Raw genomic sequence first — 21,225 nt, 5'->3', positions numbered from 1 at the left:
GGCCCGTCCGGAGGGATCCGCTCACTGCGCTCGAGATGCCTGTGGATAACTTTTGTGCACGCTCGCCCGCCCCGAGGGCCGAGATTTCCGCGCCCTGTGGACGACATGCCAGGGCCCGGCCTGAGTTATCCACAGATCCACAGGGTTTTCCACATATACCGAGGTAAGGAGGGTTGTGGGGCCGGCGCGACGACCGGCGGCCTGTGGAAAGTCAGGGGACACCCGGTGGACAACCCCGCCGCGACACTCCGCGGACACCTCGTCGACACCGGTTACTGTCGCCCCATGACCCTCGTCGGCCCCTCCGGTCCCTGGCAGTCCGTGGCGCGCTCCGTCGGCCTCACCGCACCCGACGGCACCGTCGCCGCCACGATCTTCGCCGAGATGTCCGCCCTCGCCGTCCGCACCGGCGCGATCAACCTCGGCCAGGGGTTCCCCGACGTCGACGGCCCGGACTCCGTCAAGGAGGCCGCCGTCGCGGCGATCCGCGCGGGCCGCAACCAGTACGCCCCCGGCGACGGCATCCCCGAGCTCCGCGAGGCCGTCGCCGCCCACCAGCAGCGCCGCTACGGCATGACCCTCGACCCGGCCACCGAGGTGCTCGTCTCCACCGGCGCCACCGAGGGCATCGCCGCCTCGATCCTCGCGCTGGTCTCCCCCGGCGACGAGGTCATCACCCTGGAGCCCTTCTACGACGTGCACGCCGCGTGCGTCGCCCTCGCCGGCGCCACGCAGGTCACCGCGCCCTTGGTCCCGCGCGACGGCGCGTTCCGCCTCGACGTCGCCGCCCTGCGCGCCGCGGCCTCGCCCCGCACGCGCATGATCATCCTCAACACGCCGCACAACCCCACCGGCGCCGTCCTGACCCGCGCCGAGCTGGAGGCGATCGCCGCCGTCGCGCGCGAGCGCGACGCGATCGTCGTCACCGACGAGGTCTACGAGCACCTCGTGTTCGACGACGTCGCCCACCTCCCGATCGCCACGCTTCCCGGCATGCGGGAGCGCACGCTCACCGTGTCGTCGTCGGGCAAGACGTTCTCCTTCACCGGCTGGAAGATCGGCTGGGTGTGCGGCCCGGCGGACCTCATCACGGCGGTGCGCACGGTGAAGCAGTTCCTCACGTTCACGTCGGGCGCGCCGTTCCAGCCCGCCATCGCGGGCGTTCTGGGGGACGACGACGTCCCGCGGGCCCTGGCCGCCTCGCTCGCCGGGCGCCGCGACCTGGTCTGCGACGGCCTGACCGCGGCCGGGTTCGACGTCGCGGTCCCCGCCGGCACCTACTTCGTCACCGCCGACGCCTCGAGCCTCGGGTTCGACGACGGCGTCGACCTGTGCCGCCGCCTCCCGGAACTCGCGGGCGTCGTCGCGGTCCCCGTCTCCGCGTTCTGCACGCCCGGCTCCCCCACCTGGGAGTCCCTGCGCAGCTGGGTCCGCTTCACCTTCGTCAAGGAGCGCGCCACCCTGGAGGAAGGCATGCGGCGCCTGTCCGGCCTCCGCGCCCGGCGCTGATCAGGCCGTCCGCGCACGATCCGGGGCACCGGAGCCGGGGTTCACGCGGCGACGCCAAGGCACTGAAATCACCCTCGGGTTCACCCATGCCGGTATATCTCTTAAGTCATGTTCCGCACTAGATTCACCTATGGCCTGGTCATTCGGCCGCAAGGTGAGCAAGTCGTCCTGATCCCTCAAGATCCATGGAGGCACTGTGCGCTACCTATCCACTCGTCCCGGCGGCAGGCGGCAGCACGCCGTCGTCGCCGGGTTCGCCGTCCTGGCCCTGTCCCTGACGGCACCCGCGGCCGCCGACGAGCTCCCACCCGGGGAGCCGGGTTCGACGTGGTCCTTCGCAGGCGCGATCACCGAGCCGAACGGCGTGGACGTCCAGGTCCTGGAGGTGTCCTCCGAGCGCGTCACCGCTGCCGCAGGTGGTGGCGTCCTGCTGGCGGTGCGGGCCCACGGTGACGACGGGCTGGAGGTCGGCAAGGTCCAGGTGCTGTCGGAGACCGGGGCCGTGGAGCAGATCATGTCCCGGGCCAACGCGTACGGGACGTCGGACAGCTACACCGTCGTGCGCGTGGAGCCGGGGTCCTCCTACGACCTGCGCGTGGGGTCCGATCGCAAGACGACCGGGTCGTACGTGGCGAACGTGGACCTGGCCGGCGACGTGGACGGCAGCGGTGTCGTCGACGACGCCGACGTGCAGGCCGTGGTCGGCTCGCAGGGCGCGCTGCCGGGCGAGGCCGGGTACAGCGAGGGTACCGACATCGACGCGAACGGTCACGTGACCGGGCACGACCTGGAACTCGTTCAGGCCAACCACGGGGCGGCGGTCGCCTCGCCCGCGCCGGAGGAGGACGTCCCGCTGCCCGATGGTGCGCTGCTGCTCTCGGGCGTCAGCGAGTCCCGGCCGAACCCGACGGGAGCGACCCTGCGCTGGACGCTGACCGGAACGACGTTCGCCCCGGACGCCGTCGACCACCGGGTCTGGATCAACGACAGCCCCGTCCCGGCGGCCCGCTTCCTGGTCTCCGAGACCGAGGTGGCGGTGGCCTCGGCACTGACCGCCGGCCGGAACGTGATCCGGTACGAGGGCTACGACAGCGCTGACCGGCACCTTTACCACGAGGCCGTGATCTGGGCCGGGTCCTCGTCGGTGGAGGTGAACCTCGTGAGCGAGGACGGACTGCCGTTCACCGGTACCGCTGACGTGCGCCTGGCGTTCGCCGACAACCACTCCATCGGCGCGAACCAGTCGTGGACCGGAACGACGCTGACGTTCCCCGACCTGCCCAACCGGACGTTCGTGGTCACCGCGACGACCCCGGACAACCTCACCGGCGGCTCGGGCGGCCTGGCGGGCAGCCGCCTGACCGTTCGTATGGCACCGATCGGCGACCCGTCCCCGATCGACAACAACGACTTCTCCCTCGGCCTGGACGGCTGGAGTTTCACCGGCACCGGGACCGCATACACGGTTGACCACACCGAGGATGCCGGCCCGCCGTCCGCGGCCCAGGACGTCGTCGGGCCGACGAGCGAGCAGACCCCTGCACCGGCCGGTCAGACGCCGGAGGAACGTGCCGCCAGGAACACGGCCCTGGAACTCGACGCCACCGAGGAGGCCGCCGGGATCGCGTCCGCGACCTCAGGCTCCACGACGACGAACACGGACCTCGCGCTGGCGACCGTCAGCGAGGGCGAGCAGAACGCATCGCGGACGTTCCAGACCGACCCGGGCGTCACAGCGGTCAAGGTCCGCTACCGTTTCATCACCTCTGAGGTGCCCGGCGGCTACTTCGGCAGCCGGTACAACGACTACTACCGGGTCGCGATCCGCAGCGCCGGGAACGGCGGCCTCGGCCTGGAGGCGAACTCGATGAACGCGATGGGCCTGCCCGCGTTCGACGCGAGCGGCTCCACCCGGTGGCGCGACCTGACGATCGACACCGACAAGGCCGGCGACGTCGTCCAGGTCGACGTCGCCGTCGCGAACGTCGCCGACGGCGCGCTCGACTCCGCGGTCGTGGTCGACGTCGTCGAGGAGCGCGGGGGACGCGTCGTGCCGACCCTGACCTGGAACACCACCCGTGGCGGCCTGGACCTGCGCTACCGCGTCGAAGGCGGCCCGACGACCGAGGCCACGCCCGTCACCGTCCGGTTCGCGACCGGACCCACCTACGGTGCCCGCACCGGCGCCACCCTCCACACCCACGACGTGGCCGCCGACACCGCCGAGGGCGAGTACGGCCCCTTCCACATCCCCGGGACCGCATTGACCGCCGACCCCGCCGGAACCACGCACCTCGTCGCCGCGGCCGGCCCGGACGACATCGGAGCGGTCCAGGACGTCTCGATCGGTTACGGCCCGAACGCCGACCGCGCCGCCGTCTCCGCGGGGATGCTCGACGCCGTCAAGGACAGCCTGCGCATCGCCGGGCAGACGACCGTCACCATCTCCAGCACAGCCCGCGGGCCCGAGGACCAGGTCCGCGCCATGTTCAACAACCTCGTCTCCCCCGCCCGCCCGATCGCCGCGAACATCACCACGCAACTCGGCATCTACGCCGCACCCGGTGACGCCGTCATCAACGTGTTCGCCGCCCGGACCCAGGGCATGACCCGCGAGCAGATCACGACGAACGCGGCCACGATCAGGGACGCCATGCTCACCGAGATCAACAACCAGGGCTGCACCAATGTCAGCCGGCACTGCGGTGACCCGGCCGTCCGCTCCGTCATCGACGTCGGGGTCTCCCCCTTCACCGGCGCCCGCCTGACCGCCTTCACCGATGCCGTCACCACACGGGTCGACCGGGTCATCGACGAACGCGCCAGCAACAGTTGCATCCACCTCGAGAAGGCCGTCTGATCCCGGACGACGCCGTGCACCGGCGGGGGGTTCCCTCCCGCCGGTGCACACCATCAGCAAGTCATCGACCGCGAGATCCGGGCGCTCGGGACCTCGCGCCGATCAGGCCGGCCCGCCCAGGATGCGGCGGACCGGGGCCGGGGTCTCCGTGCGCCGTTTCCACTCGCGGGGGTAGCCCAGCGAGACCTCCTCGAAGGGGACGTCGTCGTACGTCGTCGAGCGGGGGATGTGCAGGTGGCCGTAGACGGACGCGGCCGCGCGGAAGCGGGTGTGCCAGTCCGCGGTGCGTACCGTGCCGCACCACTGGGCGAACTCGGGGTGCCACAGCACGTCGGTCGGCTGCCGCACCAGCGGCCAGTGGCTGACCAGCACGGTCGGGAGGGCCGGGTCGATCTCGGACAGCCGCTTCTCGGTCTCCGCGACGCGCGCCGCGCACCAGGACTCCCGGTCCGGGTACGGGTCGGGGTGCAGCAGCGACTCGTCCGTGCAGACCACGCCCGCGTCGTAGGCGAGCTTCAGCGACTCCTCCTTCGTGGTCGCGCCCGGCGCCCGGAAGGAGTAGTCGTAGAGCACGAACAGGGGCGCGACGACGACGGGCCCGTCCGGCCCCTGCCACACCGGGTACTCGTCCTCGGGCGTGTCCACGCCGAGCTCGCGGCACAGGCCGACCAGGGCCTCGTAGCGCGCCACGCCCCGGAGCTGGACCGGATCGCCCGGGTGCGTCCACAGCTCGTGGTTGCCCGGCGCCCACACCACGCGGCGGAACCGGCCGCGCAGCAGGCCCAGCGTCGCCCCGATGTCGTCGAACCGCTCGCCCACGTCGCCGGCCACGATCAGCCAGTCGTCGTCGGACTCCGGCACGATCGCGTCGACGACGCGGCGGTTCTCCTCGTACGCGACGTGCAGGTCACTGACCGCGAAGAGCGAAGCAGACGCATGCTCGTTTCCCATGACCGAAATCGTACGGTTCACAGCGCCTCCCCAGGACCACTCCGGGAGGCTTCACCCGGGTTGGTCACGAGGTTTGCTCCGGGACCACGAGCTTTCCGTCGAGGGCTCTCGGCCGATGCCCGGAAAGCTCGTGGTCGTCAGCCGAACCTCGTTGTCGTTTGCAGGTCGGTCAGGATGTCTTTGGCCAGCCGGGGGGCCTGGTCGTCCAGGTAGAAGTGGCCGCCCGGGTACGGGCGGAGGGTGGTGCCGGCCGTGGTGTGCTGGTCCCAGGCCCGCGCCTGGGTGGCGTCGACCAAGGGGTCGTCGTCGCCGATCAGGACCGTGACCGGGACGTCCAGCGGCGGGCCGGGGGTCCATTCGTACGTCTCGATGGCCGTGTAGTCGGCGCGCAACGGGGGCAGGACCATCGCCAGTACGTCGGGGTCGTCCAGGACGTCCGCACCGGTGCCCCGCAGGTAGCGGACGTCACCGAGCAGCCCGGCGTCGTCCAGCTTGTGCACGAACCGGCTGTTCGGGACCGACGGCGCCGCCCGTCCCGACGCGAACAGCCGCACCGGCCCGGCGCCGGCCACTCCGCCGCCCGCGCCCCCCGCATCGGCGAGCCGCCGCGCCACCTCGTACGCGACCACGGCGCCCATGCTGTGCCCGAAGAACGCGTACGGCCCCTCAGGAAGCACGCCCGCGATGCTCGTGGCCAGCTCGGCGACGTCGGGCACGAGCGGTTCGTTCCTGCGGTCCTGCCTCCCGGGGTACTGGACCGACAGCACCTCCACGTGCGGGCCGAGCGCACGCGCGAGCGTGCTGTAGGCGCTGGCCGCTCCCCCGGCGTGCGGGAAGCAGATCAGGCGCGGCCTGCCCTGGGCCTCGGGGGTGAACCGGCGGAACCACAAGCCGTCCATCACTGTCCCTTCTCGGTGGCGGCCGGGTAGAACCCGACCTGGGTGAAGAACGCGAGGTACCGGGACACGAGGTCCGCGGTCATCTCCGGCTGGGCCGGCCCGCCCGCCGCGACGACGGCGGCCTCGGTCGCCGCGGTCTCCATGGCCGGGTAGAACGCGGCGCCGTTCTCGCTCATCATCTGGAACGCGTCGAGCAGCGGCAGGAGCGCGTTCGCCGGGTCCTGCCGGACCCGCCGCTCCCACTCGTCCCAGGGCAGCTCGGCGAACGTGTGGCCCGCGTCCCGCGCACGGGCGACGAGCTCGGTGAACGGCAGCCCGTGCTGGTTGTAGAGGTGGTACGTGCCGCCGGGCGTCCCGGGGCCGGCGGCGAGCGCCGTGATCGCGGCGCTGACGTGGTCGACGGGGAGCATGTGCACGACGCCGCCCAGCCCGGCCGGGGAGGCGCCGGCCTGGAGCATGCCCTTGAGGCTGAGCCAGACGAAGTCCTTGGTCTGGCAGGCGCCGGTGCGCTGGTCGCCGGAGATCACGTCGACCCGGTACACCGACACGGGCAGCCCCCGGGTGCGGGCGGCGGCCACGAGCTGCTCGCCGACCCACTTGGTCTGGAGGTAGCCGCTGGCCAGCGCCTCGGGCGGGCCGGTCGGGTCCTCGGGGCGCAGGGGGGTGCCGTCGGCCAGGGCGCCGGCGAAGACGCCGGTGGTCGAGACGTGGTGCACCGGGACGGTGCGGTGCCGGGCGGCGAGCCGGAGGATCTCGATCGTGCCGCCGACGTTGGGGCCGCGCAGCGCCTCGTACGGGTGCAGCCAGTGGACGGTGGCGCCCGCGTGGTAGACGGCGTCGACGTCCCGGGCGAGCGCGTCGAGGACCGCGGGTTCCAGGCCGAGGCCCGGCCGGGACAGGTCGGCGGTGTGCAGGACGAGGCGGCCGAAGTCGATCTCGTCCGCGAGCCCGTACCACTCCAGGCTGTCGCGGAGCCGGGCGTCCGCGCGCTCCTCGTCGTCGGCCCGGATCAGGCAGTGCACGCGGGCCTGCGTCGTGCGGAGCAGGTCGCGCAGCAGGAAGCCGCCGAGGAAGCCGGTCGCGCCGGTCAGGAGCAGTTCGCGCGGGTCGCTGGTGAGATGGACCGGGCCGGCGGGCACGATGTCCTCGGGCAGCTGGGTCTCGGCGGCGAAGTCCGTGCTCGCGGCCGCCGCGTCGCCCGGCCGCCGGGTCAGCTCGGCGTGCAGGTGGGCGGCGAGCCGTTCCGGCGTCGGGTGGTCGAACACGACCGGGCCCGCGAGCCGCAGCCCGGCCGCGGCGGCCAGGCGGTTGCGCAGCTCGACCGACGTGAGCGAGTCGAGGCCCTGGTCGAGGAAGGCCCGGTCCGCGGGCACGGCCTGCGGGTCGCCGTGGCCGAGGACCGCCGCGGTCTCGGCGCGGATCGCGTCCAGGACGAGCCGGAGCTGGGCAGCCTCGTCCAGGCCCGCGAGCGTGTCGCCGAGGGCGACGGTGCGGTGGGCGTTGTTCTGCGCCTTGCGGCGGCCGGTGTGCCGGGCGAGCCCGGCCAGGATCGCCGGGGCCTGCTCCGGCCGGGACCGGAGCGCGTCGAGGTCGAGCGGGGTGACGACGACGGCGGGCCGGCCGAGCGCGAGGGCGTGGTCCAGCAGGGCGGGACCGGTGGCGACCTCGACCGGGCGGAACCCGGCGCGGGCGATCCGGGCCCGGTCGGCCTCGGTGAGGCCGGCGCCCATCCCGGAGTCCTGTTCCCACAGGCCCCAGGCCAGCGAGGTGGCGGGCAGCCCGGCCGCGGCGCGGTGGGCGGCGAGCCCGTCGAGGTAGGCGTTGGCCGCGGCGTAGTTGCCCTGGCCGGCGCCGCCCACGACGCCCGCGATCGAGGAGAACAGCACGAACGCGTCGAGGTCGAGGTCCCGGGTGAGATCGTGCAGGTTCCGGGCCGCGAGCGCCTTGGGCCGCAGCACGGCGGCGAGGCGGGCCGGGGTGAGCTCGGTGACGACGCCGTCGTCCAGGACGCCCGCGGTGTGCACGACGCCGGTGACCGGCGCGGGCTGGGCGTCGAGGAGCGCGGCGAGCGCGTCGCGGTCGGCGACGTCGCAGGCCGCGACGGTGGCGGTGGCGCCGAGGGCCGCGAGGTCGGCGACGAGCGCCGCGGCGTTCGCGGCGGCGGGGCCGCTGCGGCTGACCAGGAGCAGGTTCCGCACGCCGTGCTCGGCGGCCAGGTGCCGGGCGAACAGCCCGCCGAGGGTGCCGGTGCCGCCGGTGACGAGCACGGTGCCGTCCGGGCGCCAGCGGGGTGCGGTGGTGCCCGGGGTGACGGGGGTCAGGCCCGGGCACAGCACCCGTCCGGCGCGCACCGCGAGCTGGGCCTCGCCCAGCCCGGCCAGCCGCGGCAGCAGCGCGGCCGAGGCCGGGGCGTCGTCGAGGTCGGCGAGCACGATCCGGCCGGGGGCCTCGGCCTGCGCGGAGCGGACCAGACCCCAGACGGCGGTCGCGACCGGGTCGGTGACGTCCAGGACGGCGCCGCGCGTCGCGACGACCAGCGGCACCTCCTCGAGGCGCGGGTCGGTGAGCCATTCCTGGAGGAAGGCGAGCATGCGGTCGAGGCGGTCCCCGAGGGCTGCGGCGTCACCCGCGGCGCCGTCGTCCGTGAGCCGGAGCAGGACCGGGCCGCCGATCCCGGCCGCCGCCACGGCGGACGGGGACGGGAGGTCCGGGCCGATCTGCGCGAGTCCCGGGTCGGTGCCCGCGAGTTCCGGGTCGGTGCCGGACGGCGAGGCCGTGCCGGACGGCGAGGCCGTGCCCGACGACGGGACGGTCCCGGACCACGGGAGCGTCAGCGGCGTCCACGCCAGGTCGAAGAGCGCGTCCCGGGGAACCGGGACGGCCGCGCGGACCTCGCGCAGCTCCACCTCGTCGGCGGTGAGGACCGGCTGGCCGGACAGGTCGGCGGCGAGCAGGCGGTAGACGGTGCCGGTGCTGTCACCGGCGCCCTCGGCGGCGACTCCGGCGTCACCCGCGCCGTCGTCGTTCGCGCCGCCGTCGTTCGCGCCGCCGACAGGCGCCCCGGCGACAGGCGCCCCGCCGACCGGCGTCAGCCGGACGCGCAGGGCGGTCGCGCCGGTCGCGTGCAGGCGCAGGCCGCTCCACCGCACGGGGGCCCGGTCGCCGAGCGCCTGCGCCAGCAGGGCCGGGTGCACGCCGAAGCCCTCGGGGTCGAGGTCGGCGGGGGCGGTCTCCGGCCCGTCGTCGAGCATGCCGGCCGGGACGGGGGCGCTGGGGCTGATCCGGGAGCGCGCGACGGGCGTCCAGGGCGCGTCGGAGCCCTCGGGCCGGGCGCCGACGGTGACGTCGCGGCGGCCGTCGTCGTCCGGGCCGGCCACGTCGACCTGGAGCTGGAGCGCGCCGTGCGCGGGCTGCGTCAGCGGGAGCAGGGCGTGCAGCTCGTCCACGGCCGTGCAGCCGGTCTCGGCGGCGGCGTGCAGCACGAGCTCGGCCAGGACGGCCGCGGGGATCTCGCCCGACGCCGCCCACGGCACCGTGCGGGGCACGCGTCCGGTGAACAGGATCCGGCCGATGTCCGCGACGGGGACGGCGGGGCCGAGCAGGGCGTGCCCGCCGCCCTGGGCCTCGCCGCTCGTCGAGCTGAGCCAGTAGCGCCGCCGCTGGAACGCGTACGACGGCAGGTCGACGCGGCGGGCGCCGGAGCCGGCGAAGAACGCGGCCCAGTCGACGCCGGCCCCGCGGGTGTGCAGCGTGCCGAGCGCGGCGACCAACGCGTCCACCTCGGAGGCATCGCGGCGCAGCAGCGGGACGGCCGCGGTGTCCGCGCCCGGCAGGTCCGGCAGCATCGCGCCGGCCAGCCCGGAGAGCACGGCGCCGGGACCGAGCTCGACGAGCGTCGTCGCACCCTCCTGGACGAGCACGCCGACGGCGTCGGCGAACCGGACGGCCTGGCGGACCTGCCGCACCCAGTACTCCGGGTCGGTCAGGTCGGCGCCGGAGGCGCCGGTCAGGGTGGAGACGATCGGGATCGACGGCGCCGTGAAGGTCAGGCTCTCCGCCGTCCGGCGGAACTCCGCCAGCATCCCGTCCATCAACGGCGAGTGGAACGCATGGCTGACGGACAGCTGCTTGGTGCGCACGCCGCGGGCGGCGAGCAGCGCGACGGTCGCGCGGACGTCGTCGGCCGGGCCGGAGACGACGACGGAGGTCCGCGTGTTGACGGCGGCGACGACGGCGGCCCCCTCCAGGACGGCCTCCACGTCGGCCTCGGGGGCCTCGACCGCGAACATCTCGCCCCCGGCGGGCAGCGCCTGCATGAGCCGGGCGCGGGCGGACACCAGGCGGGCCGCGTCCGGGAGGGTGAGCATCCCCGCGACGTGCGCGGCGGCGAGCTCGCCCACGGAGTGCCCGGCCAGCAGGTCGGGCCGGACGCCCCAGGACTCCAGCAGCCGGAACAGCGCGACCTCGACGGCGAACAGCGCGGGCTGGGCGTAACCGGTGCGGTCCAGGAGGTCCGGGTCGGACCCGAGCACGACGTCCTTGAGCGGCAGCTCGAGGGCCAGCTCCGCGCAGGCGGCGTCGAAGGCGGCCGCGTAGGCCGGGAACACCTCGTACAGCTCGCGGCCCATGCCGAGACGCTGGCTGCCCTGGCCCGCGAACAGGAACGCCGTGCGGCCGGTGGCCCGTTCGCCGTCGGCGACGGCGCGCAGCGCGGCGGCGAGCTCGGCGCGGTCGCGGCCGGAGACCGCGGCCCGGACGGGCAGGACGGCGCGGGCCGTGGCCAGGGTGTAGGCGACGTCGAGCGGCGCGGCGCCGTCGTCGACGACGTCGGCCAGCCGCCGCGCCTGCGCGGTCAGCGCCTCGGTGGTCCGTGCCGACAGCACGAGCGGCACGGCGGGCAGGAACTGGTCCGGCTCGGCGGCGGGCTCCTCCGGCTCGGCCTGCTCGAGGATGACGTGCGCGTTGGTGCCGCTCACGCCGAAGGCCGAGACCGCGGCCCGCCGCGGGCGGCCGGTCTCGGGCCAGGGCCGGCCCTCGGTCAGCAGCTCGACGTTGCCCGCGGACCAGTCCACGAACGGGGTGGGCTCGTCCACGTGCAGGGTCGGCGGCAGGAAGCCGTGCCGGATGGCCTGGATCATCTTGATCACGCCGCCCGCGCCGGCGGCGGCCACGGTGTGGCCGATGTTGGACTTCAGCGAGCCGAGCCAGAGCGGCCGCTCCCGGTCCTGGCCGTAGGTGGCCAGCAGCGCGTGGGCCTCGATCGGGTCGCCGAGGCGGGTGCCGGTGCCGTGCGCCTCGACGGCGTCCACGTCGGCCGGGGCCAGCCGGGCGGACGCCAGGGCCTGCCGGATGACCCGCTCCTGGGAGGGGCCGTTCGGGGCGGTGAGGCCGTTGGACGCGCCGTCCTGGTTGACCGCCGAACCGCGCAGCACGGCCAGGACGCGGTGCCCGTTCCGGCGGGCGTCGGACAGCTTCTCGACCAGCAGCAGGCCCGCGCCCTCGGACCAGCCGGTGCCGTCCGCGGCAGCCGCGAACGACTTGCAGCGGCCGTCGGGCGCCAGGCCGCGCTGCCGGGAGAAGTCGACGAAGCCGCCGGGGTGACCCGACACCGTACAGCCGCCGGCGAGCGCGAGGCTCGACTCCCCCGAGCGCACCGACTGCGCCGCCAGGTGCAGCGCGACCAGCGACGACGAGCACGCGGTGTCCACGCTGACCGCGGGTCCCTCGAACCCGAGGGAGTACGAGATGCGGCCGGACGCGACGCTGCTGAGCCGCCCGGTCATGAAGTAGCCCTCGAGCTCCTGGGGCCCGTCGAGGCCGAGGTAGCTCTGCTCCACCACGCCCGTGAACACGCCCACGGCCTCGCCGCGGAGGGTGGTGGGGTCGATGCCGGCGTGCTCGAAGGTCTCCCAGGCGGTCTCCAGCAGGATCCGCTGCTGGGGGTCCATCGCGAGGGCCTCGCGCGGGGAGATGCCGAAGAAGTCGGCGTCGAACACCGTGGCGTCGGCGAGGAAGCCGCCGTCCTTGGTGTACGAGCGGCCGGGCTTGCCGGGCTCGGGGTCGTAGAGCGCGTCCACGTCCCAGCCGCGGTCGTCCGGCCACGGCGTGACGCCGTCGCGGCCTTCCTCGGCGAGCCGCCACAGGTCGTCGGCCGAGGCCACCCCGCCGGGGAACCGGCAGGCCATGCCGACGATCGCGACCGGTTCCTGCGCGCCCGACTCCACCTCCGCCAGCCGTTCGCGGGTCTTCTTCAGGTCGGCCGTCACCCACTTGAGGTAGTCGACGAGTTTCTGCTCGTTCGTCTGGGTGGGCTCAACGGACATGGTGTGCCTCTCTCCTCGGACCGCGGGCGTCAGCCGGCCGTGCGGCCGAGCTCGTTGTCGATGAAGTCGAAGATCTCGTCGGCGGACGCGGACTCGAGCCGCTCCTCGACGCCGGCCGCCCCGGCGGCGGCCGGCGTCTCGGTGAGCCGGGCCAGCAGGGTCTGCAGCCGGACGGTCAGGGACGACCGCGCGTCGTCGTCCTGGCCCAGCCCGGCGACGACGGCGTCGAGCCGGTCGAGCTCGGCCCGGCCCGGTTCCGCCGGGCCGTCCTCGGGCAGCACCAGTTCCAGCAGCCGCGCGGCGAGCGCCTCCGGGGTCGGGTGGTCCCAGACGAGCGTCGCGGGCAGCGGGGTGCGGGCGGCGGCCGCGAGCCGGTTGCGGAGGTCGACGGCGGTGAGCGAGTCGAGGCCGAGGTCGCGGAACGGCCGGTCCGGCGCCGCCGCCATCCCGCCCAGGACGTGGCTGACCTGCCGGAGCACGAGGTCGAGGACCTCCGGGCCGCGCTCCTGGGGCGACAGGTCGCGGAGGCGGTCGGTGAGGGGGAGGTCCGACGACGTCCCGGGCCCGCCGGTCTCGTCGCCCGCGCCGGGCTCCGGCTCGCCGGGCAGCGCGGGCCCGGCGGGGGCGGACCCGGCCCGGGTGGGCTCGAGCCAGTAGCGCCGGGTCTGGAAGGGGTAGGTGGGCAGTTCGACGGCGGGTCCCGCCGCGAGGCGGCGCCAGTCGAGGTCCAGGCCGTCGGCGTGCAGGGTGCCGAGGGCGGTGAGCAGGGCGGTCCGCTCCGGGCGCCGGGCGCGCAGGGCGGCGGCCGCGGTACCGGGCAGCAGGGCGCTGAGGACGGCGTCGGGGCCGAGCTCGAGGTAGCGGACGACGCCCGCCACCCGCAGGGTCTCGACGCCGTCGTGGAACCGGACCGCCGAACGGATCTGACGGGACCAGTACGCGGGCACGGTCAGCTCCGTCGCGACCTCGCCCGTCACGTTCGACACGACCGGGATCGACGGCTCACGGAACGTCAGGCCCGAGATGGTCTCCTCGAACTCCGCGAGGATCCCGTCCATGTGCGCCGAGTGGAACGCGTGCGACACCGAGAGCCGCTTGACGCGGTGCCCTCGGTCGCGCCACACCTGCGCGATCTGCTCGGCGGCGGCGTCGTCCCCGGAGACGACGACGGCCGCCGGGCCGTTGACCGCCGCGATCCCGGCGCCGGGGACCAGCGTCGCGACGACGTCCTCCTCGGCGGCTTCGATCGCGACCATCGCGCCACCGGCCGGGGCGGACTGCATCAGGCGCCCGCGGGCGGCCACCAGCGCGCACGCGTCGGCCAGATCCAACACCCCGGCCGCGTGCGCGGCGGTCACCTCACCGATCGAGTGCCCCAGCAGGAAGTCGGGGCGCACCCCGAAGCTCTCCACCAGCCGGAACAGGGCCGTCTCCACCGCGAACAGCGCCGCCTGAGCGAACACGGTCTGATCCAGAGCGGCAGCCGAGTCTCCGGACACCTCACCCGGGCCGCCGTCCACGCCGGCCGGGCCGCCTGCGGCATCGCCCGAGCTGCCGCCGGGGGTCACCGGACCGTCTGCGGCGTCGCCCGCGAACAGCACCTCGCGCAGCGAACGCCCCAGCGCCGGGTCCAGGTGACGGCAGACGTCGTCGAACGCCGACGCGAACACCGGCTCCGACCCGTACAACTCACGCCCCATCCCGAGACGCTGACTCCCCTGACCCGTGAACACGAACGCGGTCCGGCCGGGCCGGGCCTCGGTCACGGCGGTGTCGCCGCGGGCGATCTCGGCCAGGGCGTCGAGCAGGGCGGAACGGTCCTGCCCGACGGCGACCGCGCGGTGCTCGAAGCGGCTCCGCACGGCGAGGGCCGCGGAGACGCCGGGGACGGGCAGATCGGGGTGGGTCAGGAGGTGGTCGAGGAGGCGGGCCGCCTGCTCCCGGACGGCCTGCGCGGTGCGGCCGGAGACCGGCCAGGCCGCCGCGTCCGAGGCGGCCGCACCCGTGGGAACGGGCTCCACGGGCGCGGGCTGCGCCGGTACCGGCTCGGGCGGGGCCTCCAGGATGACGTGCGCGTTCGTGCCGCTGATGCCGAACGACGACACCGCAGCCCGCCGCGGACGCCCGGTCTCCGGCCACGCCCGCTCCTCGGTCAGCAGCTCCACCGACCCGGCCGACCAGTCGATGTGCGGCGAACGCTCCTGCGCGTGCAGCGTCCGCGGCAGCACGCCGTGCCGCATCGCCTGCAGCATCTTGATGATGCCGCCCACGCCCGCCGCCGCCTGCGCGTGACCGATGTTGGACTTCAGGGACCCGAGCCAGAGCGGCTCGCGCCGGTCCTGCCCGTAGGTCGCGAGCAGTGCCTGGGCCTCAATCGGGTCACCCAGCTTCGTCCCGGTCCCGTGCGCCTCGACCGCGTCGATGTCCCCCGGCTCCAGGCCGGCGTTGGCCAGCGCCTGGCGGATGACCCGCTCCTGGGCCGGGCCGTTCGGCGCCGTCAGACCGTTCGACGCGCCGTCCTGGTTCACGGCCGAGCCCTTGAGCACGCCGTAGATCCGGTGCCCGTTGGCCACGGCGTCGGACAGCCGCTCGACCACCAGCAGGCCCACGCCCTCGGCCCAGGCCGTGCCGTCCGCGCCGGCACCGAACGACTTGCACCGCCCGTCGGGCGCCAGGCCGCGCTGCCGCGAGAACTCCACGAACGCGGTGGGGGTGGACATCACGGTCACGCCCCCGGCGAGGGCCAGGTCGCTCTCGCCGCTGCGCAGCGAGGCCGCGGCCAGGTGCAGCGCCACGAGCGACGACGAGCACGCGGTGTCCACCGAGACCGCCGGGCCCTCCAGCCCGAACGTGTACGACAGCCGGCCCGACGCGACGCTCCCCGCGCTGCCGCCCGCGAGGAACCCCTCGAGGTCCTCCGGGACGGGCCGGGTCAGCGTCCCGTAGTCGTGGTACATGATGCCGGTGAACACGCCGCCCCGGCTGCCGCGCAGGTCGGCGGGGTCGATGCCCGCGTGCTCCAGCGCCTCCCAGGCGGCGGTCAGCAGCAGGCGCTGCTGCGGGTCGGTCGCCAGGGCCTCGCGCCGGGAGATCCCGAAGAACTCGGGGTCGAACAGGTCGGCGTCGTGCAGGAAGCCGCCGTGCCGGGTGGTCGAGGTGCCGGCGTGGCCGGGGTCCGGGTCGTACAGGGAGTCCAGGTCCCAGCCGCGGTTCTCCGGGAACCCGGACACCGCGTCGGTGCCCTCGGCGACCAGCCGCCACAGGTCCTCCGGCGAGCCGACGCCGCCCGGGAACCGGCACGCCATGCCCACGATCGCCACGGGTTCGTCCCGCGGGGCGACGGTCACGGCCGGGCCGCGTTCCGTCCCGGCGAGCAGGTCGCCCAGGTGCCCGGCGAGCGCGTCCGCGCTCGGGTAGTCGAAGACGAGGGTGCTCGGCAGGCTCAGGCCCGTGGCCGCGGCGAGCTGGTTGCGCAGCTCGACGGCGGTCAGCGAGTCGAAGCCCAGCTCCTGGAAGGGCCTGCCGCCGTCGAGCCCGGCGGCGTCGGCGTGCCCGAGCACGCCCGCGACCCGGGTCCGGACGAGATCGGCCAGCGCCGCGGCCCGCTCCTGGGGCGCCAGCGCGTCGTACCTGCCGGATCCGGCGGCGGCTCCCGCGGCGCGGGCCGCCGGCAGCAGCCCGCGCAGCATCGGCGTGGTCACGCCGCCCGCTGCCCGCGCGGCCGCCGGGTCCAGGCCGGTCAGCGCGAGGAGCGGCCCGCCGTGCCCGACGCCGGCGTCGAACAGGTCCAGGGCGGCCGCGGTCTCCAGCGCGCCGATCCCGGTCGCCGCCAGCCGCCGCCGGTCGACGTCGGTCAGCGCGCCGGTCAGCTCGCTGCCCTCGGCCCACAGGCCCCAGGCCAGCGACAGACCCGGCAGGCCCAGCTCCCGGCGGTGCGCCGCGAGCGCGTCCAGGAAGGTGTTGCCCGCCGCGTAGCTCGCCTGCCCGGCGTTGCCCAGCAGGCCGGCCAGCGAGGAGTACAGCACGAACGCCGTGAGGTCCTGGCCGAGCGTCAGCTCGTGCAGGTTCCAGGCGGCGTCGACCTTCGGCCGGAGCACCCGGTCGGCCTGCTCGGGGGTGAGCCCGGCGAGCGTGCCGTCGTCGACGATCCCGGCCGTGTGCACGACGGCGCACAGCGGCTGGTCCGCGGGGATGCCGGCCAGCACGGCCGCGAGCCCGTCGCGGTCGGCCAGGTCGCAGGCCGCGAACACGGCCTCCGCGCCCAGGTCCGCCAGCTGGGCCGCCAGCTCGGCGGCGCCGGGCGCGTCCGCGCCCCGGCGGCTGACCAGCAGCAGCCGGCGGGCGCCGTGCCGCCCGGCCAGGTGCCGGGCGAGCGCCGACCCCAGCGCACCGGTGGCGCCGGTGATCAGCACGGTGCCCTGGTCCCAGGCCACCGGGGCCGCCTCGGCGGCCCCGGCCGGCACCCGGGCCAGGCGCGGTGCCACGATCGTGCCGCCGCGGACGGCGGTCTCCGGGGCCGTGGCGGCCAGGGCCTCGCCCAGCGCCGGGCCGGGGGCGTCCAGCTCGACGAGCTGGAAGCGGCCGGGGTGCTCGGTCTGCGCCGCACGCACCAGGCCCGTGACGCCGGACCGGGCGAGGTCGCCCGCGCGGGTCACGACGGCCAGGCGGGCGTGGGCGTACCGCGGGTCGGCGAGCCACTCCTGCAGGACGGCCAGGACGTGGTGGACGGCGGCCCGGGCACGCTCCGCCGGACCGGCGCCGTCGCCGGCGGGGACGCCGCGGTCCCCGGCGGAGGCGGTGCCGCCCTGGGCCGGGGCGGCGTCGCTCTCGGCGGAGACGGCCCCGTCGCCGGCGGAGACGGTGCCGTCCGTGAAGGGAACGGGCAGGACGACGACGTCGGGCACGTCGGTCAGGGCGGCCAGGCCGGGAACGAGCGGGGTGCCGGCGGGCAGACCCAGGCGGTCCTCGCCCAGGACCGCGAGGCGCCCGGACGACGCCGCCGGCCCGGCGGGCTCCCAGACGACCTCCAGGAGGCTGTCGCGGCCCGGGGCGCGGAGGTCCGCGGCGGACAGCGGCCGCAGGGCCAGGGACTCCGCCGAGGCGACGGGCAGGCCGCTGCCGTCCGCGATGAGGAGCGCGACGGTGTCGCCGTCGCCGGGGGTGAGCCGGACGCGGAGCGCCCCGGTCCCGGCGGCGCGGAGGCGCACTCCCGTCCAGGAGAAGGGGAGCAGGGCGGTGTCGCGCCCCGGGGTCACGCCGGGCAGGAGCGGGTGCAGCGCGGCGTCGAGCAGCGCCGGGTGCACCAGGTGTCCGGTGCCGAGCTCGGCGGGCCCGACCTCCGCGAAGAGGTCGCCGCCGCGGCGCCAGAGCCGGCGCAGGTTCCGGAAGGCGGGGCCGTAGCCGTAGCCGTCGGCGGCGACGCGCTCGTACACGTCGGTGAGGTCGATCTCGTCGGCGCCCTCGGGCGGCCAGGACAGCAGGTCCTCGTCGGCCGGCGGTGCGGCGTCGGTCAGGGTGCCGGTGGCGTGCGGCGTCCAGGTCTCGGCGCCGTCGGCGCGGGACCAGAGGCCGATGCGGCGGGTGCCGCCGTCGTCCGGGCCGATGACGCACTGCAGGCGCAGCGCCCCCCGCTCCCCCAGGACGACGGGGGCGGCATGGGTGAGCTCGGCGACCGTGCCGAACCCGATGCGGTCCCCGGCCCAGGCGGCCAGCTCCAGCAGCGCGGTGCCGGGCAGGATCGCGGCGCCGTGGACGGTGTGGTCGGCGAGCCAGGCCGGGTGGTTCCGGGAGATCCGGCCGGTCAGGCGGATCTCGTCGCGGTCGGCGGCGGGCAGGGCGCCGCCGAGCAGCGGGTGGCCGGTGGCGTCGAGCCCGAGACCGGACGCGTCGCCGGAGGCGACCTGGTGCAGCCAGTAGCTGCGCCGCTGGAACGCGTAGGTGGGCAGCTCGACCGGGGCGCCGGGCGTCCGGGCGTAGTACGTCCGCCAGTCGGGGGCGACGGTGGCGAGCGCGGTGAGGAACGTCGTGCGCTCGGGGCGGCCGGCGCGCAGGGCGGGGACGGCGTCGGGCAGCAGTGCGCTGAGGACGCCGTCGGGGCCGAGCTCGAGGTAGCGGACGACGCCTGCGGCCTGCAGGGTCTGGACGCCGTCGTGGAACCGGACCGCCGATCGGATCTGCCGGGACCAGTACGCGGGCGACGTCAGCTCGGTGGCGATCTGGCCGGTCACGTCGGAGACGACCGGGATCGACGGCTCACGGAACGTGAGCGACGAGATCGTGGCCTCGAACTCCGCGAGGATGCCGTCCATGTGCGCCGAGTGGAACGCGTGCGACACCGAAAGCCGCTTGACCCGGCGGCCACGCTCACGCCAGATCTGGGCGACCTGCTCGGCGGCGTCGACGTCACCGGAGACGACGACGGCCGTCGGGCCGTTGATCCCGGCGATCTCGACGCCCGAAACCAGGGTCGGCGTGACGTCGTCCTCCGACGCCTCGACCGCGACCATCGCGCCACCGGCCGGGGCCGACTGCATCAGGCGACCACGGGCAGCCACCATCGCGCACGCGTCCGCGAGATCCAGCACCCCGGCCGCATGCGCGGCGCTCACCTCACCGATCGAATGACCCAGCAGGAAGTCCGGACGCACCCCGAAGGACTCCACCAGCCGGAACAGAGCCGTCTCGACGGCGAACAACGCCGCCTGGGCGAACACGGTCTGATCCAGCAGGGCGGCGTCCCCGGCCGCGTCAGCCGAGCCCACCGCGACATCACCCGAGCCGGCGGCGTCGTCCGCGAACAGCACCTCGCGCAGCGGACGCTCCAGCATCGGGTCCAGATGACGGCACACGTCGTCGAACGCCGACGCGAACACCGGCTCCGACCCGTACAGCTCACGCCCCATCCCCGGACGCTGACTCCCCTGACCCGTGAACAGGAAGGCCGTCGTGTCGCGGGCGTCCACGGAGGTGGCCTCGCCCGCGGCGAGCGCGTCCAGGGCCGTCAGGACCGCCGCGCGGTCCGGCCCGATCGCGGCCGCGCGCCGGTCGAACCGGGTGCGGGTCTCCGCGAGGGCGCGGCCGGCGGCGGCGGGCGAGATCCCGGGCCGGTCGCGCAGGTGCCGGGCCAGGCGGGCGGCCTGGTCGCGGAGCGCGGCGTCGTCCGGGGCGGACAGGGGCAGGACGGCGGGGTCCGGCCCGCCCGGCGCGGCCGGGTCCGCCGGGCCGGCGGTGATCCGCTCCGCGGGACCCGGGACCGGCTCCGCGGGCGCGGGCTCCGGCGGGGCCTCCAGGATGACGTGGGCGTTGGTGCCGCTGATGCCGAACGACGACACCGCAGCCCGGCGCGGACGGCCCGTCTCCGGCCACGCCCGCTCCTCGGTCAGCAGCTCCACCGCCCCGGCCGACCAGTCGACGTGCGGGGACGGGGCGTCCACGTGGAGCGTCCGGGGCAGGACGCCGTGCCGCATGGCCTCCAGCATCTTGATGATCCCGCCGACACCCGCGGCAGCCTGCGCGTGGCCGATGTTCGACTTGAGGGACCCCAGCCACAGCGGCTCCTGGCGGTCCCGCCCGTACGTGGCCAGCAGCGCCTGGGCCTCGATCGGGTCGCCCAGCTTCGTCCCCGTCCCGTGCGCCTCCACGGCGTCCACGTCCCCGGGCTCCAGCCCGGCGTTCGCCAGCGCCTGGCGGATGACCCGCTCCTGCGCCGGGCCGTTCGGCGCCGTCAGACCGTTCGACGCACCGTCCTGGTTCACCGCCGAACCCCTGAGCACGCCGAGGATCCGGTGGCCCTTGGCCACCGCGTCGGACAACCGCTCCACCACCAGCAGGCCCACACCCTCGGCCCAGCCCGTGCCGTCCGCGGCCGCCGCGAAGGACTTGCACCGCCCGTCCATCGCCAGGCCCCGCTGCCGCGAGAACTCCACGAACGCCACCGGCGTGGACATCACCGCGACCCCGCCCGCCAGCGCCAGGTCGCACTCCCCGTTGCGCAGCGCGGCGGCCGCGAGGTGCAGCGCCACCAGCGACGACGAGCACGCGGTGTCCACCGACACCGCCGGGCCCTCCAGCCCGAACGTGTACGACAGCCGGCCCGACGCGACGCTCCCCGCGCTGCCGTTGAACAGGTATCCCTCATCCTCCGGCGGCAGGTGCGGCCGGGAGCCGTAGTCGTTGTACATGACTCCGGCGAAGACGCCGGTGCGGCTGCCGCGCAGCCCGCGCGGGTCCATCCCCGCCCGCTCGAACGCCTCCCAGGCGCTCTCCAGCAGCAGGCGCTGCTGCGGGTCGAGGGCCAGGGCCTCGCGCGGGGACAGGCCGAACAGCTCGGCGTCGAACAGGTCGGCGTCGTGCAGGAAGCCGCCCTCGCGGATGTAGGACGTGCCCGGGCGCGACGGATCGGCGTCGTACAGGCTCTCCAGGTCCCAGCCGCGGTTCACCGGGAACCCGGACACGGCGTCGGTGCCCTCGGCGACCAGCCGCCACAGGTCCTCCGGCGACTCGACGCCGCCGGGATACCGGCACGCCATGCCGACGACGGCGATCGGCTCCTGCCGCCGGTCCTCCAGGTCCTGGAGCCGCTTGCGTGCCTCCTGGGCATCGGCGATGGCTCGCTTCAGGTAGTCGCGCAGTTTCTGCTCGTCAGCCATGGGGGTTCACTTCCGCGAGTCGAGGCAGGGCAAGG

The 21,225-nt window shown here is 75.4% G+C and carries 6 protein-coding genes; 2 read left to right on the top strand and 4 right to left on the bottom strand.

What is annotated here, in order from left to right; translation table 11 throughout:
• The first annotated feature begins 285 nt into the window (after positions 1-285).
• Both ABD208_RS03925 and ABD208_RS03920 read left to right on the top strand, forming a co-directional pair.
• Positions 286-1,509, top strand: a complete 1,224-nt coding sequence (locus ABD208_RS03925) for a pyridoxal phosphate-dependent aminotransferase (protein ID WP_344099694.1) — start codon at positions 286-288, stop codon at positions 1,507-1,509.
• A gap of 196 nt (positions 1,510-1,705) precedes the next feature.
• Positions 1,706-4,369, top strand: a complete 2,664-nt coding sequence (locus ABD208_RS03920; RefSeq protein WP_344099692.1) for a hypothetical protein — start codon at positions 1,706-1,708, stop codon at positions 4,367-4,369.
• 102 nt (positions 4,370-4,471) lie between these two features.
• On the opposite strand, the gene ABD208_RS03915 is transcribed toward ABD208_RS03920, so the two are convergent.
• From ABD208_RS03915 to ABD208_RS03900, 4 genes are all read right to left on the bottom strand, one after another.
• Positions 4,472-5,320: a metallophosphoesterase family protein gene (locus tag ABD208_RS03915; protein ID WP_344099689.1), complete on the bottom strand. Its 849-nt coding sequence runs from the start codon at positions 5,318-5,320 to the stop codon at positions 4,472-4,474.
• A 137-nt stretch (positions 5,321-5,457) separates the two neighbouring features.
• Positions 5,458-6,219 carry a thioesterase II family protein gene (locus ABD208_RS03910; protein ID WP_344099687.1) on the bottom strand — a complete coding sequence of 254 codons (762 nt, stop codon included), beginning with the start codon at positions 6,217-6,219 and terminating at the stop codon, positions 5,458-5,460.
• The gene (locus ABD208_RS03905) at positions 6,219-12,542 is read right to left on the bottom strand and encodes a type I polyketide synthase (RefSeq protein WP_344099685.1); all 6,324 of its coding nucleotides are present in this window, start codon (positions 12,540-12,542) and stop codon (positions 6,219-6,221) included. Before ABD208_RS03905 ends, ABD208_RS03910 begins: the two co-directional genes overlap by 1 nt.
• A 29-nt stretch (positions 12,543-12,571) precedes the next feature.
• Positions 12,572-21,190: a type I polyketide synthase gene (locus tag ABD208_RS03900; RefSeq protein ID WP_344099683.1), complete on the bottom strand. Its 8,619-nt coding sequence runs from the start codon at positions 21,188-21,190 to the stop codon at positions 12,572-12,574.
• Positions 21,191-21,225 lie beyond the last annotated feature (35 nt).

The organism is Myceligenerans crystallogenes, from assembly GCF_039529775.1.
In the GTDB taxonomy this organism is placed as follows: domain Bacteria; phylum Actinomycetota; class Actinomycetes; order Actinomycetales; family Cellulomonadaceae; genus Myceligenerans; species Myceligenerans crystallogenes.
Note: the sequence above shows the minus strand (reverse complement) of the source record. Positions and strands in the feature narration are given on the sequence as shown.

What these genes read in the sequence shown, in the direction of transcription:
- ABD208_RS03905 (WP_344099685.1), bottom strand. Translation starts at nt 12,542, where the DNA reads ATGTCCGTTGAGCCCACCCAGACGAACGAGCAGAAACTCGTCGACTAC.
- ABD208_RS03900 (WP_344099683.1), bottom strand. Translation starts at nt 21,190, where the DNA reads ATGGCTGACGAGCAGAAACTGCGCGACTACCTGAAGCGAGCCATCGCC.
- ABD208_RS03915 (WP_344099689.1), bottom strand. Translation starts at nt 5,320, where the DNA reads ATGGGAAACGAGCATGCGTCTGCTTCGCTCTTCGCGGTCAGTGACCTG.
- ABD208_RS03925 (WP_344099694.1), top strand. Translation starts at nt 286, where the DNA reads ATGACCCTCGTCGGCCCCTCCGGTCCCTGGCAGTCCGTGGCGCGCTCC.
- ABD208_RS03910 (WP_344099687.1), bottom strand. Translation starts at nt 6,219, where the DNA reads ATGGACGGCTTGTGGTTCCGCCGGTTCACCCCCGAGGCCCAGGGCAGG.